24 protein-coding genes, 1 tRNA gene and 2 riboswitches are annotated in these 23297 nt (G+C 59.4%); of the genes, 13 read left to right on the top strand and 12 right to left on the bottom strand.

From position 1 onward, the window contains the following. The first annotated feature begins 2 nt into the window (after nt 1-2). Together GAO09_RS18150 and GAO09_RS18155 are read left to right on the top strand one after the other, a co-directional pair. On the top strand, nt 3-686 hold the full coding sequence (locus tag GAO09_RS18150; RefSeq protein ID WP_153355576.1) for a response regulator transcription factor: 684 nt from the start codon (nt 3-5) through the stop codon (nt 684-686). A 12-nt stretch (nt 687-698) separates the two neighbouring features. Beyond that, nucleotides 699-1154, top strand: coding sequence for a cyclic nucleotide-binding domain-containing protein (locus GAO09_RS18155; RefSeq protein ID WP_153355578.1), 456 nt, complete (start codon nt 699-701; stop codon nt 1152-1154). A gap of 187 nt (nt 1155-1341) precedes the next feature. Here GAO09_RS18155 and GAO09_RS18160 read toward each other — a convergent pair whose 3' ends face one another. The 6 genes from GAO09_RS18160 to tesB form a co-directional block, all read right to left on the bottom strand. Next, nucleotides 1342-2142 (bottom strand): exodeoxyribonuclease III, encoded by an 801-nt coding sequence (locus GAO09_RS18160; RefSeq protein WP_153355580.1) that lies wholly within the window; start codon nt 2140-2142, stop codon nt 1342-1344. Between the two features lie 111 nt (nt 2143-2253). Continuing rightward, nucleotides 2254-2898: an outer membrane lipoprotein carrier protein LolA gene (locus tag GAO09_RS18165; protein WP_153355582.1), complete on the bottom strand. Its 645-nt coding sequence runs from the start codon at nt 2896-2898 to the stop codon at nt 2254-2256. A gap of 73 nt (nt 2899-2971) precedes the next feature. Continuing rightward, a complete protein-coding gene (locus GAO09_RS18170) occupies nt 2972-5614 on the bottom strand; it encodes an FtsK/SpoIIIE family DNA translocase (protein ID WP_153355584.1) in 2643 nt (880 codons plus the stop codon). A gap of 231 nt (nt 5615-5845) precedes the next feature. Further along, nucleotides 5846-7207, bottom strand: a complete 1362-nt coding sequence (locus GAO09_RS18175) for an ammonium transporter (protein ID WP_153355586.1) — start codon at nt 7205-7207, stop codon at nt 5846-5848. Nucleotides 7208-7235: 28 nt separating this feature from the next. Then, nucleotides 7236-7586, bottom strand: a complete 351-nt coding sequence (locus GAO09_RS18180) for a P-II family nitrogen regulator (RefSeq protein WP_165932080.1) — start codon at nt 7584-7586, stop codon at nt 7236-7238. A gap of 211 nt (nt 7587-7797) precedes the next feature. Beyond that, nucleotides 7798-8685 carry an acyl-CoA thioesterase II gene (gene tesB, locus GAO09_RS18185; RefSeq protein ID WP_235938258.1) on the bottom strand — a complete coding sequence of 296 codons (888 nt, stop codon included), beginning with the start codon at nt 8683-8685 and terminating at the stop codon, nt 7798-7800. 80 nt (nt 8686-8765) lie between these two features. Here tesB and GAO09_RS18190 point away from each other — a divergent pair, with 80 nt between their 5' ends. Continuing rightward, nucleotides 8766-9980 carry a ubiquinone biosynthesis hydroxylase gene (locus GAO09_RS18190; protein ID WP_153355588.1) on the top strand — a complete coding sequence of 405 codons (1215 nt, stop codon included), beginning with the start codon at nt 8766-8768 and terminating at the stop codon, nt 9978-9980. Between the two features lie 54 nt (nt 9981-10034). On the opposite strand, the gene GAO09_RS18195 is transcribed toward GAO09_RS18190, so the two are convergent. The 4 genes from GAO09_RS18195 to GAO09_RS18210 form a co-directional block, all read right to left on the bottom strand. After that, complete coding sequence (locus GAO09_RS18195; RefSeq protein ID WP_153355590.1) at nt 10035-10223, bottom strand: Trm112 family protein; 189 nt, start codon at nt 10221-10223, stop codon at nt 10035-10037. Between the two features lie 8 nt (nt 10224-10231). Next, nucleotides 10232-10906, bottom strand: a complete 675-nt coding sequence (locus tag GAO09_RS18200; RefSeq protein WP_153355591.1) for an LON peptidase substrate-binding domain-containing protein — start codon at nt 10904-10906, stop codon at nt 10232-10234. A 111-nt stretch (nt 10907-11017) separates the two neighbouring features. After that, nucleotides 11018-12052 carry a thioredoxin family protein gene (locus GAO09_RS18205; RefSeq protein WP_153355593.1) on the bottom strand — a complete coding sequence of 345 codons (1035 nt, stop codon included), beginning with the start codon at nt 12050-12052 and terminating at the stop codon, nt 11018-11020. 58 nt (nt 12053-12110) lie between these two features. Continuing rightward, nucleotides 12111-12635, bottom strand: a complete 525-nt coding sequence (locus GAO09_RS18210; protein ID WP_153355595.1) for a prolyl-tRNA synthetase associated domain-containing protein — start codon at nt 12633-12635, stop codon at nt 12111-12113. 254 nt (nt 12636-12889) lie between these two features. Here GAO09_RS18210 and GAO09_RS18215 point away from each other — a divergent pair. The 6 genes from GAO09_RS18215 to GAO09_RS18240 all read left to right on the top strand — a co-directional run bounded on the left by GAO09_RS18215 (nt 12890) and on the right by GAO09_RS18240 (nt 16594). After that, nucleotides 12890-12964: transfer RNA gene (locus tag GAO09_RS18215), tRNA-Gly, on the top strand. Nucleotides 12965-13089: 125 nt separating this feature from the next. Beyond that, complete coding sequence (locus tag GAO09_RS18220; protein ID WP_153355597.1) at nt 13090-13635, top strand: sigma-70 family RNA polymerase sigma factor; 546 nt, start codon at nt 13090-13092, stop codon at nt 13633-13635. After that, on the top strand, nt 13622-14395 hold the full coding sequence (locus tag GAO09_RS18225) for an anti-sigma factor family protein (protein WP_153355599.1): 774 nt from the start codon (nt 13622-13624) through the stop codon (nt 14393-14395). Before GAO09_RS18220 ends, GAO09_RS18225 begins: the two co-directional genes overlap by 14 nt. Before the next feature lie 21 nt (nt 14396-14416). Then, on the top strand, nt 14417-15130 hold the full coding sequence (locus tag GAO09_RS18230; protein WP_153355601.1) for a Bax inhibitor-1/YccA family protein: 714 nt from the start codon (nt 14417-14419) through the stop codon (nt 15128-15130). A 27-nt stretch (nt 15131-15157) separates the two neighbouring features. Then, nucleotides 15158-15823 (top strand): DUF2076 domain-containing protein, encoded by a 666-nt coding sequence (locus tag GAO09_RS18235; RefSeq protein ID WP_153355603.1) that lies wholly within the window; start codon nt 15158-15160, stop codon nt 15821-15823. A gap of 138 nt (nt 15824-15961) precedes the next feature. Continuing rightward, nucleotides 15962-16594, top strand: coding sequence for an exopolysaccharide biosynthesis protein (locus GAO09_RS18240; protein ID WP_153355605.1), 633 nt, complete (start codon nt 15962-15964; stop codon nt 16592-16594). Here GAO09_RS18240 and GAO09_RS18245 read toward each other — a convergent pair whose 3' ends face one another. Together GAO09_RS18245 and metA are read right to left on the bottom strand one after the other, a co-directional pair. Further along, on the bottom strand, nt 16595-17614 hold the full coding sequence (locus tag GAO09_RS18245; protein WP_153355607.1) for an aldose epimerase family protein: 1020 nt from the start codon (nt 17612-17614) through the stop codon (nt 16595-16597). 123 nt (nt 17615-17737) lie between these two features. Then, nucleotides 17738-18664, bottom strand: coding sequence for a homoserine O-acetyltransferase MetA (metA, locus tag GAO09_RS18250; RefSeq protein WP_153355609.1), 927 nt, complete (start codon nt 18662-18664; stop codon nt 17738-17740). A 59-nt stretch (nt 18665-18723) separates the two neighbouring features. Continuing rightward, a riboswitch (SAM riboswitch) is annotated at nt 18724-18801 on the bottom strand. A gap of 154 nt (nt 18802-18955) precedes the next feature. Here metA and GAO09_RS18255 point away from each other — a divergent pair. The 4 genes from GAO09_RS18255 to thiB all read left to right on the top strand — a co-directional run bounded on the left by GAO09_RS18255 (nt 18956) and on the right by thiB (nt 23294). Then, on the top strand, nt 18956-19606 hold the full coding sequence (locus tag GAO09_RS18255) for a thiamine diphosphokinase (protein ID WP_153355611.1): 651 nt from the start codon (nt 18956-18958) through the stop codon (nt 19604-19606). A gap of 3 nt (nt 19607-19609) precedes the next feature. Continuing rightward, entirely contained in the window at nt 19610-21433 is a 1824-nt protein-coding gene (locus tag GAO09_RS18260; RefSeq protein ID WP_153355614.1) for an ABC-F family ATP-binding cassette domain-containing protein, read from the top strand. 204 nt (nt 21434-21637) lie between these two features. Beyond that, nucleotides 21638-22048, top strand: coding sequence for a response regulator (locus tag GAO09_RS18265; protein ID WP_153355616.1), 411 nt, complete (start codon nt 21638-21640; stop codon nt 22046-22048). An 87-nt stretch (nt 22049-22135) separates the two neighbouring features. Continuing rightward, nucleotides 22136-22239, top strand: a riboswitch (TPP riboswitch). A 71-nt stretch (nt 22240-22310) separates the two neighbouring features. Continuing rightward, the gene (gene thiB / locus GAO09_RS18270) at nt 22311-23294 is read left to right on the top strand and encodes a thiamine ABC transporter substrate binding subunit (protein WP_235938284.1); all 984 of its coding nucleotides are present in this window, start codon (nt 22311-22313) and stop codon (nt 23292-23294) included. Nucleotides 23295-23297 lie beyond the last annotated feature (3 nt).

Here is a 23297-nt window from a genome sequence, read left to right on the forward strand (position 1 = left end):
ACATGGCAGCACGCACCATCCTTCTGGTCGACGACGATAACGACCTGCGCGAAACGCTGGTCGAGCAGCTTTCCTTTTATGAAGAATTCAACATTCTGCAGGAGAGCAACGCCACCAAGGCGATGCAGGCTGCCAAGGCGGGCCAGATCGACCTGTTGATCATGGATGTCGGCCTGCCGGACATGGATGGACGAGAGGCGGTGAAACTGCTGCGCAAGAGCGGCTTCAAGGCGCCGATCATCATGCTGACCGGCCATGATACCGACAGCGACACCATTCTCGGCCTCGAAGCCGGCGCCAACGATTATGTGACCAAGCCGTTCCGTTTCGCGGTTCTCTTGGCGCGTATCCGCGGCCAGTTGCGTCAGTACGAGCAGAGCGAAGACGCGACGTTTACCGTCGGGCCTTACGTGTTCAAGCCGAGCCAGAAGCTCTTGACCACCGACGACGGCAAAAAGATCCGTTTGACGGAAAAGGAAGCGGCGATCATCCGTTATCTCTATCGCGCCGGCCAGAAGGTTGTTACGCGCGATGTGTTGCTGGAAGAGGTCTGGGGTTATAATTCGGGCGTCACAACCCACACGCTGGAAACCCATGTGTACCGCCTGCGCCAGAAGATCGAGCGCGACCCGTCCAACGCGGAAATCCTCGTGACGGAAAACGGTGGTTACAAGATCGTACCGTAAGGACTTTTAACAATGGCACTTGCCGACGACATTCGCCTGCTCTCGCAGGTGCCATTGTTTTCCGACATGGATGGCGACCAGTTGCGGCTGATCGCTTTTGGTGCAGAACGGCGAACGGTCGCTCACGGCCAGGCGCTGTTTCGCGAACATTCGCCAGCCGAATGCGCCTTCGTGGTGGCAAGCGGGCGCTTCCAGCTATCGACGCTTGGGCGTGATGGCCATATGCAGGTGGAGAAAGAGGTGGGCTCCGGCGCACTTTTGTCCGAACTCGCGCTGATCACGATGGTGGAGCGCAAATACACGGCCGTGGCGCTACAAGACAGCGATGTGCTGAAGGTAACCCGCACCCTGTTCCACCGCCTGCTGGAAGAATATCCGCGCGCCGCACAGATTTTGCAGGCGCGCATCCGTGATAATCTGGTGCGCATGGCGCAGGCGGCAGCCGCGATGGAAAGCCGGTTCCAATAGGGAACGCTGGCCTCGGCGCGTTTGTTAATGGATCCTCCGGTCAAGCCCGAGGATGACCAAAGAGAGAATTTGCGAGGTGCCTCAAGTGGGGATCCAGCAGAAGGCTCATTGGCGGAAAATCCCTCCCACCGTCGTCATCCCCGGCCTCGAGCCGAGGATCCAAACCCAAGCAGCATAATACCACGCATCAGAACTTGAACGTCGCCGTCACCGGCACGTGGTCTGACGGCTGGTTCCAGCCGCGCGCTTCCTTCAGAACCTCGATCTTGTCGAGGAAAGGACCAAGCTCCGGCGACGACCAGATATGGTCGAGGCGGCGTCCCTTGTTGGCGGCTTCCCAATCCTTGGCGCGGTAGCTCCACCACGTGTAGATCTTTTCCGGCTCCGGTGTGTGCTGGCGCATCAGGTCGAGCCAGCCGCCCTTGGCGATGACTTCCTTCATGCCATCGGTTTCGACCGGCGTATGGCTGACGATCTTTAGAAGCTGCTTGTGCGACCAGACATCGTGCTCCAGCGGCGCGATGTTGAGATCGCCGACGAGGATGGAGGACACACCCGGCATATCCGCCTTCAGCACCTTCATCTCTTCGAGAAAATCTAGTTTGTGACCAAATTTCGGATTGATCGTGCGGTCCGGCTCGTCGCCACCGGCGGGGACATAAAAATTATGCAGGCGGATGCGGCGCGAGCCGCGCTCGAAGATCGCCGAGATGTGGCGGGCATCACCGACATTGCAGTAATTCTGGCGATGATCTTCGGAGAGCGGCACCCGCGAGGCGATCGCCACCCCGTGATAACCCTTCTGGCCGTGAATGATGATGTGCTCGTAACCGAGCGCTTTCAGCGGAGCGAGCGGAAATTCCGGCTCCTGGCACTTGATCTCCTGCAGGCAGAGAATATCCGGCTGATGTCGGGCAATAAACTGCTCGACGATCGGCATGCGCAGCCGCACCGAATTGATGTTCCAGGTGGTGACGGAAAATGACATTCGAAAAATCCCCTGCTGTTGCGCAAGGGTCTATGAAATTTAACATGCCCTGAAAAGCAGAAAGGCCGCCATTTCGGCGACCCTTCGAATTCTTGTCCGGCTGTAAACAGCTTATCGGCGGTGAACCGCCTGGTAGTCGATCTGGAAAACCTTGTCGTCGAACTGCGTACCGTTCTGGACATTGTAGATCATTACCGAGGTTTCCTTGTTCTGGAGATCGGTAATGGTCCACTGACGCAGGTCGTATGTTTTCGGATCGAACATCATGGTGATGGTGGAATCACCAAAAATGCTCTTGTTACCGAGCACGATGGTGATCAGATCCGACTCTTCCTTGACGTCGCGCACCGTCTGGTTCTGCAGGTCGATCTTGTCCGACAGAAGCAGGCTGAGCGGTGTCTTGGACAGCGGATAGATATCCCAGGTCTTCAGCTTCAGGTTACCAATGACGACGTTCTTGCCGTCGGCGATGACGCGGATCGGCGACGGATCCTCGAAATTGAAGCGCAGCTTACCGGGACGTTCGATGAAGAACTTTCCGCCTGTCTGTTCACCGCGCGGGCCGAACTGCACAAATTCGCCCATCATGGTTTTGACGGAGGAAAAATGGTCGGCGATCTTCTGCGCCGAGGCGGTGCCTTGCGCGAGTGCGGGCAGGCCGATGAGACTTCCAACCGCCGTGGCCGTGACGCCGGTGACAAAAGCGCGGCGGCTGAGGGAGGGCGTCAGGATCTGCGGCATGGTCTTCAGTGTCATTCAGTATTCTCCTTCAGTCTCTTCCTCACCATAAAAGGCGGCGGCTTGATGGCCGCGCCTTATCACAGCGCGGTTACCGATCGAGAATATCGTTCTCTGTCGGCACCAGTATCTCGCGTTTTCCGGCATGGTTGGCCGGGCCGATCAGTCCCTCCTGCTCCATTCGCTCGATCAGCGATGCAGCGCGGTTGTAACCGATGCCCAGCCGACGCTGGATGTAGGACGTAGACGCCTTGCCGTCACGCAGCACGATTGCCACTGCCTGATCGTAAGGATCATCCGAATCCGAGAGATTGGATGTGCCCGCCGGGCCGCCTTCGTCGTCATCCTCGTCGTCTGCCGTAATTGCTTCGAGATATTGGGGCGCACCCTGGCTTTTCAAGTAGGAGACGATTTCCTCGACTTCGTTATCCGAGACGAACGGCCCATGGACACGCTGGATGCGGCCACCACCGGCCATGTAAAGCATGTCGCCCATGCCCAGCAGCTGTTCGGCACCCTGCTCACCAAGGATGGTGCGGCTGTCGATCTTGGACGTAACCTGGAAGGAGATACGCGTCGGGAAGTTTGCCTTGATCGTGCCGGTGATGACGTCGACCGACGGACGCTGGGTCGCCATGATGACATGGATGCCGGCGGCACGCGCCATCTGCGCCAGACGCTGGACCGCGCCTTCGATATCCTTGCCGGCCACCATCATCAGGTCGGCCATTTCGTCGATGACGACGACGATATAGGGCAGCGGCTTGAGATCGAATTCTTCCGTCTCGTACATCGCTTCGCCGGTCTGGCGATCGAACCCTGTCTGCACGGTGCGGGTCAACACTTCACCCTTGGCGATCGCCTGTTCGACACGGGTGTTGAAGCCGTCAATGTTACGGACGCCGATCTTCGACATCTTCTTGTAACGCTCTTCCATCTCGCGGACGGTCCACTTGAGCGCAACGACCGCCTTTTTCGGATCCGTGACGACAGGTGAGAGCAGATGCGGAATGCCGTCATAGATCGACAGTTCCAGCATTTTTGGATCGATCATGATCAGGCGGCATTTTTCCGGGCTGTGACGGTAAAGCAGCGACAGGATCATGGTGTTGATGGCAACGGATTTACCAGAACCGGTGGTACCAGCAACGAGAAGATGCGGCATCTTGGCAATATCGACGATGACGGGTTCACCGCCGATCGTCTTGCCGAGCGCCATGGCAAGTTTTGCCTTGCTGCCCTCGAAATCGCGGCTGCCGATCATTTCGCGCAGGTAGACGGTTTCGCGGGTGGAATTGGGCAGTTCGATACCGATGGCATTGCGGCCGGGAACGACGGCGACGCGAGCGGCGATCGCGCTCATCGAGCGGGCGATATCGTCGGCGAGACCGATGACGCGCGACGACTTGATGCCGGGGGCCGGCTCCAGTTCGTAAAGCGTGACGACGGGGCCCGGACGGACATGGATGATCTCGCCCTTGACGCCAAAGTCTTCCAGCACGCCTTCGAGCATGCGGGCATTCTGTTCCAGCGCGTCAGCAGATAGAGACGCATCGCGGGCAACGGCTTTCGGCTCCGTCAACAGATGCACGGAGGGTAGCTGGAAACCTTCAGCATCGATGAACGAGGACTGAGCTTCGCGACCGACACGCGCACTCGGTTTTGGCGCCGCTGCTGCCGGCGTGACACGCGAACTGCCACGGGCACGCGGGCTGGAGACGAACTCATCGTCATCCGGCAGGATACCGGCCGGACGGCGCATGCCGACATCGTCATCATATTCGTCGCCATCATCCTGCGACATGGACGGCGCGGCAACGGCACGGCGGGCCATGGTGCGGTTGGCAAACTCTCCGCCATCCATGGACGGTTCGCGACGGTCGCCACGGTTCATCGCCTTGGCACGCACCGGTTCGTTGAGGCCGCCGAATTCGTCATCGTTGAAATCATAAGGCTGTTCGTGGTGACCGCCCATACGGCTGCGGGACTTGATTCCGAACAGACGGCGGACCTGAGCATGGCCCATATACCAATAGTGGGCGAGCGCACCGAAGGCGAGGAAACCGCCAAAGCCGCCTTCGTCCTCGTCGTCGTCATCCTGCGCGGCATTGCGGCGTGGGGGTGCCGGAACGTCATCCTCGTCGACTTCGACTGCTTCGCGGTGACCGATCAGACCGGAAGAAAAGAACATCAGCCACGCGGTCGGCACGGCAAAAATGCAACCGAGAACGGTGGCAAGCATGCCGGTGGGATAAGCGCCGACAAAAAGAGCTGGGAAACGTAGGATCATATCGCCCAGGACACCGCCGATACCATTGGGAATGGGCCAGGTGAGTGGTGCCGGAAAACAGCCGAGAGTGGCGGCACCGGCAAGGGCTGCACCCGCCCAGGCCGCGATACGGGCCGGCATGCGGTCGATATGACGACCGGTGATCAGTGCCATCGCCCAGGCAAGCACCGGCAGAAGCGCAAGCACGCTGGCAAGGCCCAGAAACTGCATCATCAGGTCGGCAAAGGCCGCACCGGCCGACCCGAGAAGGTTCGTCGGCTGATTATCAGTGGCGTAGGAGAAGCTCGGATCGGCAACGTTCCACGTTGCCAGCGCGGCAATGCCAAGCGCGAGCCCGAGAAAGATCCCGAAACCAAGAAGCGCCAGAACCTGACGCATGACGAAAGCGGTAAGCACAAGGCGCGTCGAACGATGCGCCATGGCTGCCGAATTGCTTCTGCTCATTATCACCAGCCTGTAACCAGTTTTGGGCATGGCGGTCGGTCCGGCGGCCCGACACGCAATGCGCCCAGTTGAGACAGAGGCTACCGAAAGCAGGTTAACGCAACTTTAACCACGCCTGTAAGGGCAAAATTTACCCAACAAAAAGGCCCGAAACGGGCTGTTTCGGGCCTTTCAGAAGGATTTCGAGATGTCAGGTTCGCGCGACAGTAGCGGCCGCCGCGCGAAAACCGATTAATTGTGGTAGGCGGCTTCGCCATGCGAGGCGAGGTCGAGACCTTCGCGTTCTGCTTCGACCGTGACGCGCAGACCGACGATCAGATCGACGATCTTGTAAAGGACGAAGGAGCCGATACCGCACCATGCGATGGTGACGAGGACGGCGTAGAGCTGGGTCATGAACTGGCCGCCCATGGTGACGCCATCGGCATAACCGATGCCGCCGAGCGACGAGGAGGCAAAGATGCCGGTGGCAAGCGCACCGAAAAGACCGCCGATACCGTGGACGCCAAAGACGTCAGCCGTGTCATCGTAACCAAACTTGTTCTTCACGACCGCCACGAAGAAGTAGCACAGCGGCGAAACGATGAGGCCCATGATGATGGCGCCCATCGGGCCGGCAATGCCGGCAGCCGGTGTAATGGCAACGAGACCGGCGATCATGCCCGAAACGGCACCGAGCAGCGAAGCCTTGCCGCGGGTAAACGTTTCGACGATGCACCACGACAGGATGGCAGCGGCGGTGGCAACGAAGGTGTTGACGGTTGCGAGCATCGCGCCGCCGGAAGCCTCGAGGTTGGAACCGGCGTTAAAGCCGAACCAGCCGAACCACAGCATGGCGGCACCGACGAGCGTCAGCGTCATCGAGTGCGGAGCCATCATGTCCTTGCCGAAGCCGGTACGCTTGCCGACCATGATCGCACCGATGAGGCCTGCAAGACCGGCATTGATGTGAACGACCGTGCCGCCTGCGAAATCAAGCGCGCCCCAGCCGAAGATCAGGCCGTTTGCATCCCAGACCATGTGGGCGATCGGGAAATAGACGAAGGTGACCCACAGAATGCAGAACAGAACTGCGGCCGAGAACTTGATGCGCTCGGCAAAGGCGCCGACGATCAGGGCTGGCGTGAGGGCTGCAAAGGTCATCTGGAACATCACGAAGATGAATTCCGGAATGACGACGCCATCGGAGAAGGTGGCAGCGGTCGAATCGACCGTGACGCCCGAGAGGAACATCTTTGCCGTGCCGCCCCAGAAAGCAGAGGTACTGCCACCAAAGGCGAAGGAGTAACCGTAGGTCACCCAGATCAGCATGACAGCGGCCGCGACGACCGTGCACTGCATCAGCACCGACAGCATGTTCTTGGTGCGCACGAGGCCGCCGTAAAACAGCGCAATGCCCGGCATGATCATGAAGAACACGAGAAGCGTGCAGATGAACATGAAGGCGGTATCGGCCTTGTCCGGAACCGGGGTTGCCGCAGCAGCAGTGGCAGCTGGTGCTGCCGCTTCCTGGGCAAAGGCGACGGCCGGAGCGAGAAGCGCCGAAGCGGCTGCTCCCACGCGTCCAAGGGTGGAAAACGTTTTGAATTGCATAGCTCTAAATCTCCCCTGAACGCCCTGCTTAAAGTGCTTCGGTGTTGGTTTCGCCGGTGCGGATGCGCACGGCCTGTTCGATCGAATAGACAAAAATCTTGCCGTCGCCGATCTGGCCCGTCTTGGCAGACGAGGCGATAGCTTCCACGGCTTTTTCGACGACATCGGCTGCGACGGCGATTTCGATTTTCAGCTTCGGCAGGAAGCTGACGGCATATTCGGTACCGCGATAGATTTCGGTATGTCCCTTCTGGCGCCCGTAACCCTTGACCTCGGTTACGGTCAGGCCTTGGATACCGACTGCCGTGAGTGCTTCGCGCACCTCATCGAGCTTGAACGGCTTGATAATGGCCATCACGATTTTCATGTGGTTTCCCATCCTTCGTTATGTCGGCGAATGGCCGATGTTCCCTGATCGATGGCTGATCAGGCACATCGACTACGCCCTACCATTCAAGGCGCGTGCCAGATTCAAAATGGAGATCAAGTTATTGAAATAAAAAACAAAAATAAAAGGCCGCCAAACTTGCGAAGCTTGGCGGCCTAAAAATTGACCAATTTTTCAGCGTAATTTTCTAAATGACTACAATTTAGTCATTTGCCCGTTTGCGAATCAATCCTTCTTGCGCCACCGACGCGACCAGCACACCGGAACGCGTAAAAATGCTGCCACGGGTCATTCCGCGGGCATTGCGGGCATTCGGACTATCCTGCGTGTAGAGCAGCCAGTCATCGAACGCGGGCGGACGGTGAAACCACATGGCGTGATCGATGCTGGCCGCCTGAATGCTCGGATCAAAAATCGTCGAGCCGTGCGCGTAAAGCGACGTATCCAGCAATGTCATGTCGGACAGGTAGGCCAGCACCGCCGCCTGCATGCCGCGATCATCCGGCACCGGGCCTGTGGTGCGCACCCAGATCTGCTGTTCCGGATCGAGTTTTTCACGCGTCATGTAATGGCGCAGCGAGACCGGGCGGAACTCCACCGGACGCTTCTGGCCCCAGTATTTCCGGATCGCCTCGGGAGCATGCGACAGAACCTGCGCCTGAAAATCGTCCTCGCCCAGCAACTGTTCCGGCGGCGGCACCTTTGGCATGTCGATCTGGTGGTCGAAGCCGAGCTCATCGATCTGAAACGACGCCGTCATCGTAAAGATCGGGCGACCGTGCTGGACGGCGACGACGCTGCGGGTGGTGAAACTGGAGCCATCCCGCATGCGCTCCACCTGATAGACGATCGGCACCGCCGGATCGCCGGGACGCAGAAAATAGGCGTGCAGCGAATGGGTGAAACGATCCGCATCCACGGTGCGTTGCGCGGCGACAAGCGCCTGCGCGATCACCTGCCCGCCAAAAACGCGCTGCCAGCCTACCTTTGGGCTTTTGCCGCGAAACAGGTTTTCCTCGAGCTTTTCCAGATCGAGCGTGGCCAACAGGCCATCCATGGCGGAGCGTGTGGAATCGTCATTATGCGGCATTTTGATCAGTCCCGGTGATAGGAAGCCGAAGAGGCATGCTCTATATAGACCATGAAATGCAATAGCGAACGGAGCGTCAAATGCTGGACATGCTGATCGTCGGAGGCGGCTATGTGGGCCTCAGCGCCGCGGTGGCCGTCAAGCAGGCAGCACCACACCTTGCTGTGGAAGTGATCGAAGCAGCACCCGAAGGCGTGTGGGAAAAGGACGAGCGCGCCTCCGCCGTGATCGCCGCCGCCAGCCGCATGCTCGACGTTTTTGGCGCATGGCAGGAGATCCTGCCGGACGCACAGCCGATCAACCGCATGATCGTCACCGATTCGCGAACCTCCGATCCCGTCCGACCCGTTTTCCTGACTTTTGACGGTGACGTCGAGGACGGAAAGCCTTTTGCGCACATGATCCCCAATGTCTCGATGGTACGGGCGCTGCGCAATGCTTGTGCGCGCCTCGGCATCACCATCCGCCACGGTGTTTCCGGCACCGGCTTTGTCGCCGGCAACACGGCGACGACACTGTCTCTTTCGGACGGCTCGACGGTCGAGACCCGCCTGCTTGTCGCATGCGACGGCGTTCGGTCAAAGCTGCGCGACATGGCCGGCATCAAGACGGTGAGCTGGAAGTACGACCAGTCCGGCATCGTTGCGACCGTGGAACATGAACGACCGCATGACGGCGTGGCCGAAGAACACTTTTTGCCGTCCGGCCCGTTTGCCATCCTGCCATTGACCGGCAATCGCTCATCGCTGGTCTGGACCGAGCGCACGGCCGATGCCGAAAGGCTGGTCGCCTCCGACGATCTAGTTTTTGAAGAAGAATTGCAGCGCCGGTTTGGCCACAAGCTGGGGGAATTGCGTGTACTGGGTGGCCGCAAGGCGTTTCCGCTCGGCCTCACCCTGTCGCGTTCCTTCGTGGCGCAGCGGTTTGCATTGGCGGGCGATGCCGCGCACGGCATTCACCCGATTTCCGGACAGGGCCTCAATCTTGGCTTCAAGGATGTGGCGGCCCTCGCCGAAACCGTGGTTGAAGCCGACCGGCTTGGCCTCGACATCGGCTCGCTGAACGTGTTGGAGCGTTACCAGTCCTGGCGCCGCTTCGACACCTTTAGAATGGGCGTGACGACCGACGTGCTGAACCGGCTGTTCTCCAATGATATCGGCCCGATCCGCATCGCCCGCGATCTGGGACTCGGCATCGTCGAACGCCTGCCGGGTGTGAAATCCTACTTTATCGGCGAAGCGGCCGGCACATCGGAGAAGGGCGGACCACGCCTTTTGGCCGGTCAGGCGATTTAAGGTCAGAGGTTTGCACACGATCCTCGGGCCAATGCCCGAGGTGACGGCGAGCCTTCAGTCTTCCAGCTTGCGGGCTTCGGATACGAGCATGATCGGGATGCCGTCACGGATCGGATAGGCGAGCCGCACGCCTTCCGACACGAGCTCGTTGGTATCGCGCTTGAAAACCAGCCGCCCCTTGGAAAGCGGGCAGACCAGCAGTTCCAACAGCTTTGGATCAACCTTGCTCAGTCTTTCGTCCATCACCTTGCCTATTGCAGCCTTGTCGTATCAGCCTCGCCAAAGCCACGCGCGAGCAGGATCTCGGTGATCGCAATCAGCGTATCGGCACGCGACTTGAGGTCCGGGGCTTCCAGCAATGCCTGTTTTTCGGCCGGACCGAAAGGGGACATCATCGACAGCGAGTTGACCAGCGTACGATTTCCGGCACGCTCCACACTTTCCCAGTCGGCTTCCAGCTTGTTGGCATCGAGATAATCGCGAAAGACGCGCAGCAGCGCCTCACGATCAACCGACGCCTCGTCATCGTCCGTCAGGTCCGAGAGAAACGGCGAGATCTTGAATGTGCGGAAGGGATGGCCGTCGCCGATCTCGTCAAGAAGGCGAAAACGGCAAATGCCACTAAGCGAAGTGATGTAACGACCGTCGCCTGTCTCACCGAAAGAAGTGATGCGCCCGACACAGCCGATATGGCTGAGGGCAGACCGCGTGCCCTCTTCGCCATCATGTTCGCCCATCGCGGGCTGCACCATACCGATCAGGCGGTTGCCGGAAATGGCCGCATCGAACATGGCCAGATACCGTGGTTCGAAAATATTGAGGGGGAGTTGCCCACCGGGCAGGAGAAGCGCGCCCGTGAGGGGAAAAACGGGGATTTTTTCGGGAATATCCTCGAGTTTCAGATATCGCGCGTTGCCAACATGCATGCCTAACCTCCGGAAGTTCCGGCGGTCCCTCCCGCGGCCGTGTTTCATGCCGGCTGACCGCCTCACGAGTAATGTGGGGCGGTCATGCCGAAACGCAAGTGCAAGATTTGATCAGGAAAACAGAATGGACGAAAGCCGGCGGCGGGCCGAGATAGTCGCAGGATCTTTTGGACCCCAGACTTCGAAAAACTGCAGAAGCTGACGACGCGCACCATCCTCGTCAAATGTGCGATCCTTGCGCATGATGGTGAGCAGATGTTCGGCAGCAGCCTCGCGATCGCCCTGCACGTTGAGAATCTTTGCAAGGTTCATACGGGCTTCGTGATCATCCGGATTGGCGGCAAGCGCCTGTTCAAGCGCCACAGGATCACCCAGCTTGCGGGCTTCTTCGATCTGTTCGAGCTTCGTCTTCACCGTCTGGATCGCGGGATCAGCAGCCATTTCTTCCGGCAACGAGGCGAGCATCTGCGACGCACGCGCAGTTTCACCGAGCGTGATCAGGCACTGCATCATGCCGGCGGCCGCGTTGGCGTTTTCCTGATCCGCCTGCAACACCGCGCCGTAAAGCTGGGCCGCTTCCTGCACCTGGCCGGAAGCCAGCAGGCCTTCAGCTTCGGTCAGCGCTGCCTCGATTTCGGCAGCCTGATCGGCACCGGGAGGGCCCGCGAGCTTTTCGACAAATTCACGCACCTGGCTTTCCGGTACGGCGCCCATGAAACCATCAACCGGGCGGCCATCGACAAAGGCGATGACGGCCGGGATGGACTGGATGCCGAGCTGGCCGGGAATGGACGGATGATCATCGATGTTCATCTTGGCCAGACGGACGGCACCACCGGCGTCATTGACCACTTTTTCGATGACAGGCGTCAACTGCTTGCAGGGACCGCACCACGGCGCCCAGAAATCGACCAGCACCGGACGGATACGAGACTCTTCCAGAACATCCCTGGTGAAACCGGCCGTGGTCGTATCAACGATCACGTCACCGGCCGAAGCCGGAGACTCGGCGGAAGCCGGGGTCGGCTCGGCAGGCGCCGGAGCTGCGGGGGCACCACCATAGGAAACCGAGGTGCCGCCACCATAAGACTGGCCGTAGGAACCGCCATACTGGCTGCCGCCATAAGGATTGTTCGTGTCGCTCATGATGGTCTCCCCGGAAAGTGTCTGATTGCCTTTATATGTAGGCTAAAAAGATCGTATGTCAGCCCGTTACTTTCAAGACAAGCGGTTCATGCCCGGTGGCGTTGAAGAAGCGGACCAGATCATCGGTTGAAACCGAGGTCGTTGCATCATTGGACAGCGGGTGGCCGTTAATGATCTCGTGCTCCATCAATGCCTCGTCCAAGACAAAGGTGACATTCTTGTCCTTGTCATTGAAAGCTGCAAACACCGTTACGGAGCCTGGGATGACGCCCAGAAACTCGATCATCTTTTCCGGACGGCCGAACGAGACGCGACTGGAAGCGCCAATGACCTTGTGTATGGTTTTCAGGTCCACCTCGGCGCGCTCCTCGACGGTGACGACGAAATACTGGTCCTTCTTGTCCTTCACGAACAGGTTCTTGGTGTGGGCGCCGGGGATTTCGTCGCGCAGGCTCTCGGACTCCGAAACGGTGAAGACGGGCGCGTGGGTTTTCGTCTTATGCGGGATGCCGAGACTATCCAGAAACTTGAAAAGGTCGTCGGCAGTGGCGGGCAGCGTTACGGGCTGGGTGGTCTCGGTCATATCATGCGCTTCCGTTCTGATGTTTCCGCGACATTAGACAGCGCTTTTGAACGCAACAAGGTCTGCAAGCGACATGATAGGACCAGCAAACCCGCCTGCCCTGTCCGCATATCCATTTTTCCAGCCGCCAAAGATTTTCTTCGCGCCCACGCAATTTCCCTGTTGCATTTGAAAATGGTTTGAGCGATACACCGCCTCGTCGCAGCGATGCGGCCCACGGTTCAGCATAACTACCCCGGACCGGTGGATTATGAGCGGGTGTAGCTCAGGGGTAGAGCATAACCTTGCCAAGGTTAGGGTCGAGCGTTCGAATCGCTTCACCCGCTCCATTTTCTCTTCAAAACAGTTCTCATGACATGACGATATGGCCGAGCCGGAAACGGCTTCGCGCGGTCTGCCGAAAAAATTTCGCGTCCGGCGGAATAAACCGCGTTCGGCTTGCGTATATTCGGTCATGAGCAACAAACGACAGCCCTTTGACGTTCTGGCACAGCTTTCGAGCTTGCGCCGTTACGCGCGTTCGCTTGTTCGCCACCCGGACGATGCGGAAGACCTTGTGCATGACGCGCTGGTGCGCGCCTATGAGCGCAAGGCGACATTCCGCACCGGCGGCAACCTGCGCAATTGGCTGCTGTCGATCGTGCACAATACCCATATCGACCGTCTGCGCCGGGCAAAATCGCTCGACCGCCGCCATGACGATGCGGCCTATCTGATCGATACCGTCGAGCAGGCGGACCCCAGTCATTCGATCCGCCTGAAACAGCTGCGCGACGCCTTTCACGGCCTGCCCGACGAACAGCGCGATGCCCTGCATCTGGTGGCGATCGAAGGTCTTTCCTATCAGGAAGCCGCAACCGCACTTTCAATTCCTGTCGGCACGCTGATGTCGCGCATTTCGCGTGCGCGCGAAAAACTGCGCGCTTTCGAGGAAGGCCGGCGCAATGCCACACCCAGTCACCTGAAGATCATTGGAGGCGGACGCGATGAAACCCGTTGACCCGATCCTGCCCACCGATATCGACGCCTATGTGGACGACCAGCTCGACACCGCGCGCCGGATCGAGGTGGAGGCTCATCTTTCCGAACACCCGGAGATCGCCGCCAAGGTGATGGCCGATCTTTCGATCCGTGGCGAACTGCGTCTGGCGCTGGCGAAGGCGCCGACGCATGGAAGGCCGGAAACCCGCGAGGCCGCCCGCCGTCTGCAGGGCGCACTGTCGCGAAACCGCTTGTTCCATTCGATCCAGCGGGTGGCTGCCATCGGCCTGCTGCTGTGCGCCGGCTGGTTTGCCAACAGCACCGTCGGTCCGTTCACCCCAAGCACGGTGGAAGCCTCGACGCCGGTTCCGAGTTTTGTCGATGCGGCCATCAGCGCGCACACAACGTCGAAACTGCGCGAAACCATGCCTTCGCAGATGGAGGCAGCCAATTACGATGCCGCCGGCATCCGCTCCGCCACCGCCATCGTCATGCCGGACATCCCGGCTGACTGGCAGGTGAAGGACGTGCAGATCTTTCCATCCGCCTTCGGCCCAAGCGTCGAGGTGACCATCCTGCGCGATGGTCGCGAGCGGCTGTCGCTGTTTGCCGTACGCCCCGGCAGTTTTGCCGTGCAGCAGGCGACACTGACGAAGTCTGCCGGCGTGCAGGCTTCCTATTGGCAGATCGGCGACGTCGCTTATGCGCTCGTCTCTGAAACCCAGAATCCAAACCAGTTGAAGGACGAGGCACAGACCCTCGCCGACACGCTTTATTAAAATCACAAGAGGAGCAATTTGATGAATACGCCTCGCTTCGGCTACAATTCCTCCGTCCAGTCCCGCGCGGATTTCGACGAGGGCCTGCGCCAGCATATGCTGCGCATCTACAACTACATGGGTCTCGGCCTTGTCATCACCGGCCTCATCGCCTTCGTCGTCGGCTCGACGCCGGCGCTGTACGTGCCGATCTTCTCCACCCCGCTCAAGTGGGTGGTGATGCTGGCGCCGCTCGCCTTCGTGTTCTTCTTTTCGTTCAAGATCCAGTCCATGTCGGCGGCCTCCGCCCAGATGACCTTCTGGATCTTCTGCGCCGTGATGGGTCTGTCGCTCGCTTCCGTGTTCCTCGTGTTCACCGGCGCCAGCATTGCCCGCACCTTCTTCATCGCCGCCACCATGTTCGGCGCGACCAGCCTCTACGGTTACGTCACCAAGCGTGACCTCACCAAGCTGGGCTCGTTCATGATCATGGGTCTGATCGGTGTGATGATCGCCTCGGTCGTCAACATCTTCCTCGGCTCCAGCGCCCTGCAGTTCGCTGTCTCGGTCATCGGTATCGTGGTCTTCCTCGGCCTGACCATGTGGGACACGCAGAACATCAAGCAGCAGTATGCCGAAAACTTTGACCAGGAGAGCCAGCAGAAGATGGCCGTCATGGGCGCGCTCTCGCTCTACCTGAACTTCGTCAACATCTTCCAGCTGCTGCTGAACTTCACCGGCCAGCGCGAAGAATAAGACCGAGCGAAACAAGGAGTATCCTTCATGGACCAGAACGACCGCCATGCAATCGACGGCCTGTTCGGTAAACTGAAGCAGGTGGAAGGCCAGACCGGACCACGGGATGGCGAGGCCGAAACCTTCATCAACCAGCGCGTCGCATCACAGCCGGCAGCGCCCTATTTCATGGCACAGACGATCGTCGTGCAGGAACAGGCGCTTGAAGCTGCCCAGCGTCGGATCGAGGAACTGGAACACCAGGCCTCGGCACGACCGGCCGGCGGCGGCGGGTTTTTCTCCAGCATGTTCGGCAGCAATAGCCAGCCGCGTCAGCAGCCCGCCAATACCGCTGCCTATCGCGGTGGCGCACCGGCGACAGCTGGAGCCTACGGCAATCAGGGTCATGCCCAGAACGCCTATGCTGATCCCAATGGTCAAGCGGACGGGCAGCAGGGCGGACAGTCGAGCGGCCCATGGGGTCGCCAGGGTGCCGCGCAGCGCGGCCCCATGGGCGGTGGCGGCGGCTTTCTGGCCGGTGCCGCACAGACAGCCATGGGCGTCGCCGGCGGCGTGCTCATCGGCAATGCCATCATGGGCATGATGGGCGGCAACGAGGCGCAGGCGGCGGAAACGCCGGCCCCTGAACCGGCACAGCCGGCCGAAGATGCCGATACCGGAATGGATGACGGCGGCGACGACATGGATTTCTGATCCTTATCGCCTTCACCATCCGAAATGGCCGCGCCTGCCCGCGGCCATTTCTTTTTTCTGTCACCTCTTTCCCCTACAAGCCACGCATCGGCCGCAATAAACATATCTCTGGACTCGATGGCTTCAGACGAAACATTCATGCGCGCCGACAAGGGTGATGCAGGGCGAAGCGACCTGCGCTTTTCAGAAATCCTCGCAAACCTTGCCGGTGACGAAAGCCGTGAGCGCATATCAGTCGGCGACATTCTTGCCAGCATGGATGATCGCGCCATCGCCGCGCTGATCTTTGTATTTTCGGTACCGAACTGCTTTCCGACGCCGCCCGGCACATCCTCCGTCCTCGGTATTCCGCTGATCTTTCTGACAGCGCAACTGATGCTGGGCATGAAACCCTGGTTGCCACGGCTGATCGCCGATCGCTCGATGACCAGGGTCGACTTTGCCGCGATGATGGCAAGAACCCAGCCATGGATCATCAAGGCGGAGCGGATGCTGAAACCGCGGCTGCAGGCTTTTGCGACACCTCTCGCCGAACGGCTTTTAGGTGGCCTCTGCCTGATCCTCGCGCTCGTGCTGGCACTGCCGATCCCGCTCGGCAACATGCTGCCGGCCTTAGCGCTGTGCATCATCGCCTTCGGCATTCTGGAAAAGGATGGTGTCTGGACGATCGCAGGAACTGCGACCGGTGTGGTTTCACTCGGTGTTGTGGCAGGCGTCGTTTACGCCATGGTCAAGAGCGCCATCTACCTGCTCCTGACCTTCTTCCAATAGTCAGCTGCGCGAAAACACATAGTCGGTTTCCTGCCGCAACGTCTCACCGGGTCGCAGCACGGCGGTCGGAAAACGCGGATGGTTGGCAGCATCCGGCCAGACCTGGGTTTCCAAGCAGAAACCGCTGTAATTGTCGTAAGGCCGGCCACCGATGCCGGATACCGGCACGTGCAGTTTCACCCCGGCATAAAACTGCACACCTGGCTCGGTGGTACGCACTTCCATGGCGACGCCGGAATTGAGGCTGCGCACCAGCGCCACGCTGCGCTTTTCGACACGTTCGGTCGAAAGGCAGAAATTGTGGTCGTAAGGCACCTGCACACCTTCGACCTCGCGGCGGATCGGCCGCATCTCGCGAAAATCGAAATCGGTTTCCGTCACCGGAATCAGTGAGCCGGTCGGCATCAGCATGTCATCGACCTGCAGATAGTGATCGGCGGCCAGCATGATCTGGTGATCAAGGATCGTGTCGCTGCCATCGAGATTGAAATAGGAATGCTGGCAGACATTGCATATGGTCGGCTTGTCGGTGGTCGCCTCGTAGACCACCGAAAGAACGCCTTCATCCTTCAGGTGATAGGTGGCGGTGATCGTGCAATTGCCCGGGTAACCGCCACGGCCATCCGCATCGATGATCGACAGCACGACACGGTCGGCGGAAAGATCAACGATCGTCCAGTTGCGCCTGGCGATGCCGTCGCTGCCGCCATGCAGGTGGCCGAGACCGTTTTCGTTGAGTTCCAGCTGGTACTCGACGCCATCGAGTTCAAAACTGCCGGCGCTGATGCGATTGGCAACCCGCCCGGGCGTGGCGCCGAAATAGGGTGAGTGGCGCAGATATTCATCGAGCGTGTTGAGGCCGAGCACCAGCGGCGCATCGTGACCTTCGAGCCGAAGGTCCTGAATGACCGACCCCCAGGTCAGCACCGTTGCCGTCAGTCCGCCACCGGATATCGTTACCCGATGCACGGTTTCTCCCTTCGGCGTGTGACCGAAAACCTCGCGTTCCCCTGCAACCATAAAAGCAGCTCCCTCAACCTGAGACAGCAACCTCTCTTATTTCGACTGCCTTAGCAATGGCTTACGCATCGTCGCGATGATGAAAATCATGCGACGCAATATTCTGGTCGCAAACCCTGCCGATCAGTTGCGGCCCTTGCCGATCTCCTCGAGATCATAGGCCGTTGTCTGATACATCTCGTTGATCCAGTTGCCGAAGAACAGATGCGCATGGCTGCGCCAGCGGTTCTGCGGCGTCAGCTCGGCATCGTTATGCGGAAAATAGTCATGCGGCATCTTGATCGGGATACCGGCATCGACATCGCGGAAATATTCATCGGCGAGCGAAGTGGAATCATATTCCACATGGTTGAACATGAAGAGGCGATTGCCCTTCTTTTCATGCACGAGGCAGACGCCCATTTCTTCGGATTCCATCAGGATTTCCAGATCCGGGATTTTGGCGATGTCTTCGCGGCGCACCTCTGTCCAGCGTGACACCGGCACCTGAAAATCGTCGGAAAAACCATTGAGATAAACCGAAGCCGGCGCCAGATTGCGGTGGCGATAGACGCCAAACGCCTTTTCATCGAGCTGGTGTTTGGGCACGCCGTGGAAATGATAGATGGCCGCCATCGCGCCCCAGCAGACATTCAGCGTCGAATGGACATTGGTGTGCGTCCAGTCGAGGATCTGCTTCAGTTCGTCCCAATAGGTGACGTCCTCGTAAGGCAGCAGTTCCACGGGTGCACCGGTGATGATGAAACCGTCGAACTTGCGGTCCTTCACCTCTTCCCAGGTCTCGTAGAAGGACAGGAGATGTTCTTCGGACGTGTTCTTGGCCTTGTGGCCGCCGATACGGATGAGCGAGAACTGAACCTGCAGAGGCGAGGCGCCAACGAGGCGCGCCATCTGGATCTCTGTCTTGATCTTGTTGGGCATGAGGTTGAGCAAGCCGATCTGCAACGGGCGGATGTCCTGCCGCACGGCGGCGGTCTCGGTCATCACGCGCACGCCTTCTTCAACCAGGGTCGTGAAGGCAGGCAGGGTATCGGGAATCTTGATCGGCATGTCGGAACCCACAAAACAAAAAACCGGCCGCAAAAAATCGCAGACCGGTCCGTGGGGAGTACCTATTCCTCGCGGCCCTTTAGCGACTTTTTTAACGTGGCTGCAAGCCGGCCGGCCAAATCACCACGAAGTTCGGTATATCAGATAATCCTTGCCAGAGCCGGCGTCAATGGGAGCATGATTTTGCGCCGGACAGACGGATTGCCCGCACTCTCCCCTGTTCGATGAAATTTGCGGAATGCGGGCGTCACGCTTTCCCTTTTTCGCCAGTTTGCGCTATGGGCAGTGCCGATGACATCAACGACCTTCACCATCCTTCTCGGCGGCCCGCTTAATGTAACCGACCGCGTGCGCGAAATGCTGGCCGGCAGCCGCATCATTGCGGCCGATAGCGGCATGCGGCATGCGCAAGCGCTTGGGCTTGAGCCGGAATTGTGGGTAGGCGATTTCGATTCCTCAGACGAGGCGTTGCTGGCGCGCTGGCCGCAGGTGGAGCGCCAGCCATTTCCGCCGGCCAAGAACGAGACCGATGGCGAGATCGCCACGTCGGAAGCGATCGCCCGTGGCGCGACACGGCTGATTTTTGCGGGCGCGCTGGCAGGAGAACGCTCCGATCACGCCCTGCAGCACCTGCTTTCGGCCGTGAGCCTTGCCGAACGCGGGCTGGATGTGTTTTTGACCTCCGGCGACGAGGAAGCCGCGCCGCTTCTGCCCGGAACGCGGGTTCTGGACCTGCCGAAAGGCTCGCTGTTTTCGGTTCTCGGCTTTTCCGATCTGGAAGGTCTCGATCTTCGCAACGTGCGTTACCCGCTCAACGACTTTTCGCTTCCCTTCGGCTCCTCGCGCACCGTTTCCAATGTCGCGGAAGGCCAAGTGGAATTTTCCCTTAAAGCCGGCAGGGCAATCGTGCTCGCCCGACCCTATGACCTGACCGGAGCCTGAACCATGGCACCCCCCATTCTGAAACTTGACGATATCCTTCTGACCTTTGGCGGCGCCCCGCTTCTGAACGGCGCCAGCCTGCAGGTGGAGCCGGGCGACCGCATCTGCCTTGTCGGCCGAAACGGCTCGGGCAAATCGACGCTGATGAAGATCGCTGCCGGTCTGGTGGAAGCGCAATCGGGCGAGGTGTTTCGCCATCCGTCCGCCACCATCCGCTACCTGGAACAGGCACCGGATTTCGGCAGCTATACGACGGTGCAAGCCTATGCGGAATCCGGCCTTGGACCGGGTGACGATCCCTATCGCGTCACCTATCTGCTCGAACATCTGGGCCTGACGGGTGAGGAAGAGCCGTCCCGTCTTTCCGGCGGTGAAGCACGTCGTGCAGCCCTTGCCCGCGTCATGGCGCCGGAGCCGGACATTTTGATGCTGGACGAGCCGACCAACCATCTCGACCTGCCGACCATCGAATGGCTGGAAGACGAATTGCGCAAGACCCGCAGCGCGCTTGTCGTCATCAGCCACGACCGTCGTTTCCTCGAAAAGGTATCGAACGCCACCGTCTGGCTGGATCGCGGCACCTCGCGTCGTCTGTCACGCGGTTTCGGCCATTTCGAAGCCTGGCGCGATCAGGTGCTGGAAGAGGAAGAGATCGAGCAGCACAAGCTCGGCAAGGCAATCGAGCGCGAAGAACACTGGATGCGCTACGGCGTAACCGCGCGCCGCAAGCGCAACATGCGCCGTGTCGGCGAGTTGCAGGCCATGCGCGCCGACTATCGCGGCCATAAGGGACCGCAGGGTTCCGTTCAGGCCTCGGTGGCCGAGGGTCGCGAGTCCGGCAAACTCGTGGTGGAAGCCGAAAACATCACAAAAACCTATGACAAGCCGATCGTCGCGCCGTTTTCGATCCGCGTGCATCGTGGCGACCGCATCGGTCTGGTTGGCCCCAACGGCGCCGGCAAGACGACGCTTCTCAAGATGCTGACGGGCCAGTTGAAGCCGGACGCGGGCTGGATCAAGCTCGGCACCAACCTGGAAATCGCAACGCTCGACCAGAAACGCGAGGACCTCGATCCGGAAGATACGCTGTCGCATTACCTGACCGATGGTCGCGGCGAGACGCTGCTGGTCAACGGCGAGCAGCGGCATGTGGCCGGCTACATGAAGGACTTTCTGTTCCAGCCGGAACAGATCCGCACGCCGATCAAGAACCTTTCCGGTGGCGAGCGCGCCCGACTGATGCTGGCCCGCATGCTGGCCAAGCCATCGAACCTTTTGATCCTCGACGAACCGACCAACGACCTCGATATCGAAACGCTGGACCTGCTTCAGGAAATCGTGGCGGGCTATAACGGTACCGTCATTCTCGTCAGCCACGACCGTGACTTTCTCGACCGCACCGTGACCTCGACCATAGCGCCCGCCGATCCGGATGCACCTGATGGACGCTGGATCGAATATGCTGGCGGGTACACCGACATGCTGACCCAGCGCAAGGGCGTTGCCGACGAGAAGCGCAAGGCCGAAAAAACAAAGGCGGACACGGCCCCCGCAGCAGCATTATCGTCGAGCGAACCTGCGAAGGCCAAGGGCAAGCTTTCCTTCAAGCAGAAATTCGCGCTTGAAAACCTGCCGAAGGAAATCGCCAAGACCGAAGCCGATATCGCCAAGCACGATCAGGCCATGGCCGACCCCAACCTGTTCATCAAGGACCCGAAAGCCTTTGCAAAACTGGCGGAACAGGCGGCTGCCTTGCGTGAAAAACAGGCAAAGATGGAAGAGGAATGGCTGGAACTGGAAATGCTGCGTGAGGAACTGGAAAACTAACACTTACAAAACGTTAGCATTAACAACATCTTGCCACCAAAAAAAGTCTGTTGCACGGCGGAACATTAGCGTTTGCTGGACGTTCGACATGTAATCCGGTTGCCTGCCCATGCTGTGGCGTGGCCCCGGAGATGTGTTTCGAGTTCAACAAGGGGACGTTCCATGTCGGCGGGTTCTGCGTTTCGCCGGATGGTGAGCAAGCCAATGATTCAACGGGTTATGATCGTTGAGGATGAATTCCTCATAGCACTCGATGTGGCCGAAACCATTGAAAGCATGGGGCTGGAAGTCTCCGGTTTTGCGAGCGGACGCAAACATGCGATGGCACTTGCGGCCTCTTCCGACATCGCGCTCGTGGACATCAACCTTTCAGACGGCCCGACCGGACCGGATATCGCCCGGCAGTTGGCCGAGGAATTCGGAATCACCGTCATCTTCATGACCGCCAACCCGGAAGACGTGAACGATGGCGTTGAAGGCACGCTCGGTGTTCTGACCAAACCGGCCATGCCGGAAGTGCTGGAACAGTCGATCAATTACGCGATCGCCAGCCGCATTGGCGGCATCGCCTCTGTTCCGCGTGAACTGCACGTGTTCCGCCAGACCCAGCATTGAAGCCCAACTTTGAGAGTCCGGCACTGACGATCATCACGACGCAGTTGCAACCGCTTGCCAAGATCGCAGGCGACGACTAAATCTTTCACCGCTCTAACGGGGTGCTGCATGCAAATGCGGCTGAGAGGCTTTGCCAACCCGCGGAACCTGATCCGGCTAACACCGGCGGAGGGATTAGACGGCTCATCACCAGCGCCCTATTCCCAAATATCGAATTGAGGAGGCGCCGATGCGCATGACAAACACTTTTCTGGCCACGGCCATGGCAGCCGCATTTTCCTTCGTCCTGCCCGCCATGGCGCAGGAGAAGAAGACACTCACCGTCTATACCTATGAAAGTTTTGTCGCCGAATGGGGCCCGGGGCCCAAAGTGAAGGCAGCATTCGAGGCGACCTGCGGCTGCACAGTAAATTTTGTCGCCGTCGCCGATGGCGTGGCGCTTTTGACCCGTCTGAAGCTGGAGGGCACCGGCACCAAAGCCGACATCGCCCTCGGCCTCGATACCAATCTCGTCAAGGAAGCCATCGATACCGGCCTGTTCGAAAAAAGCGGCGTCGACATGAGCAAGCTGACGGTACCGGGCGGTTATCGCGACGATATTTTTGTGCCTTATGACTACGGGCATTTTGCTGTCGTCTACGATACACAGACACTCAAAAATCCGCCGAAAAGCCTGAAGGAACTGGTCGAGGGCGATCCGTCCCAAAAGATCGTCATCGAGGATCCGCGCACATCCACCCCCGGTCTAGGTCTGCTGCTCTGGGTGAAATCGGTTTACGGCGACAAGGCCCCTGAAGCTTGGGCGCAGTTGAAGAAGCGCGTGCTGACGGTCACGCCCGGCTGGTCGGAAGCTTATGGCATGTTCACCAAGGGCGAAGTGCCGATGGTACTGTCCTACACGACCTCGCCCGCCTATCATATGGTGGAGGAAAACAGCGACCGGTATCAGGCCGCCGCCTTTGAGGAAGGGCATTACATCCAGATCGAAGTGGCCGGCCTTTTGAAAAATACGCCGAACAAAGAACTCGCTCAGCAATTTCTCGCCTTTATGGTGACGCCGGCTTTTCAGGATGAAATCGCCACCACCAACTGGATGATGCCGGCCGCGCCGATCGAAAAGCCGCTGCCAAAAGCGTTCGACACGCTGGTGAAACCGGCAAAGACATTCCTGATGGACCCTGCCCAAGTGGCGAAAAACCGTCGTGCCTGGATCGACGAATGGCTGGCCGCCATGAGCCTGAACTGATCC

The sequence above is a fragment of the Endobacterium cereale genome, from assembly GCF_009617585.1.
GTDB lineage: Bacteria > Pseudomonadota > Alphaproteobacteria > Rhizobiales > Rhizobiaceae > Neorhizobium > Neorhizobium cereale.

Coding starts and splice junctions, on each gene's coding strand:
- GAO09_RS18150 (WP_153355576.1), top strand. CDS start 3: ATGGCAGCACGCACCATCCTTCTGGTCGACGACGATAACGACCTGCGC.
- GAO09_RS18155 (WP_153355578.1), top strand. CDS start 699: ATGGCACTTGCCGACGACATTCGCCTGCTCTCGCAGGTGCCATTGTTT.
- GAO09_RS18160 (WP_153355580.1), bottom strand. CDS start 2,142: ATGTCATTTTCCGTCACCACCTGGAACATCAATTCGGTGCGGCTGCGC.
- GAO09_RS18165 (WP_153355582.1), bottom strand. CDS start 2,898: ATGACACTGAAGACCATGCCGCAGATCCTGACGCCCTCCCTCAGCCGC.
- GAO09_RS18170 (WP_153355584.1), bottom strand. CDS start 5,614: ATGAGCAGAAGCAATTCGGCAGCCATGGCGCATCGTTCGACGCGCCTT.
- GAO09_RS18175 (WP_153355586.1), bottom strand. CDS start 7,207: ATGCAATTCAAAACGTTTTCCACCCTTGGACGCGTGGGAGCAGCCGCT.
- GAO09_RS18180 (WP_165932080.1), bottom strand. CDS start 7,586: ATGGGAAACCACATGAAAATCGTGATGGCCATTATCAAGCCGTTCAAG.
- tesB (WP_235938258.1), bottom strand. CDS start 8,685: ATGCCGCATAATGACGATTCCACACGCTCCGCCATGGATGGCCTGTTG.
- GAO09_RS18190 (WP_153355588.1), top strand. CDS start 8,766: ATGCTGGACATGCTGATCGTCGGAGGCGGCTATGTGGGCCTCAGCGCC.
- GAO09_RS18195 (WP_153355590.1), bottom strand. CDS start 10,223: ATGGACGAAAGACTGAGCAAGGTTGATCCAAAGCTGTTGGAACTGCTG.
- GAO09_RS18200 (WP_153355591.1), bottom strand. CDS start 10,906: ATGCATGTTGGCAACGCGCGATATCTGAAACTCGAGGATATTCCCGAA.
- GAO09_RS18205 (WP_153355593.1), bottom strand. CDS start 12,052: ATGAGCGACACGAACAATCCTTATGGCGGCAGCCAGTATGGCGGTTCC.
- GAO09_RS18210 (WP_153355595.1), bottom strand. CDS start 12,635: ATGACCGAGACCACCCAGCCCGTAACGCTGCCCGCCACTGCCGACGAC.
- GAO09_RS18220 (WP_153355597.1), top strand. CDS start 13,090: ATGAGCAACAAACGACAGCCCTTTGACGTTCTGGCACAGCTTTCGAGC.
- GAO09_RS18225 (WP_153355599.1), top strand. CDS start 13,622: ATGAAACCCGTTGACCCGATCCTGCCCACCGATATCGACGCCTATGTG.
- GAO09_RS18230 (WP_153355601.1), top strand. CDS start 14,417: ATGAATACGCCTCGCTTCGGCTACAATTCCTCCGTCCAGTCCCGCGCG.
- GAO09_RS18235 (WP_153355603.1), top strand. CDS start 15,158: ATGGACCAGAACGACCGCCATGCAATCGACGGCCTGTTCGGTAAACTG.
- GAO09_RS18240 (WP_153355605.1), top strand. CDS start 15,962: ATGCGCGCCGACAAGGGTGATGCAGGGCGAAGCGACCTGCGCTTTTCA.
- GAO09_RS18245 (WP_153355607.1), bottom strand. CDS start 17,614: ATGGTTGCAGGGGAACGCGAGGTTTTCGGTCACACGCCGAAGGGAGAA.
- metA (WP_153355609.1), bottom strand. CDS start 18,664: ATGCCGATCAAGATTCCCGATACCCTGCCTGCCTTCACGACCCTGGTT.
- GAO09_RS18255 (WP_153355611.1), top strand. CDS start 18,956: ATGACATCAACGACCTTCACCATCCTTCTCGGCGGCCCGCTTAATGTA.
- GAO09_RS18260 (WP_153355614.1), top strand. CDS start 19,610: ATGGCACCCCCCATTCTGAAACTTGACGATATCCTTCTGACCTTTGGC.
- GAO09_RS18265 (WP_153355616.1), top strand. CDS start 21,638: ATGATTCAACGGGTTATGATCGTTGAGGATGAATTCCTCATAGCACTC.
- thiB (WP_235938284.1), top strand. CDS start 22,311: ATGGCAGCCGCATTTTCCTTCGTCCTGCCCGCCATGGCGCAGGAGAAG.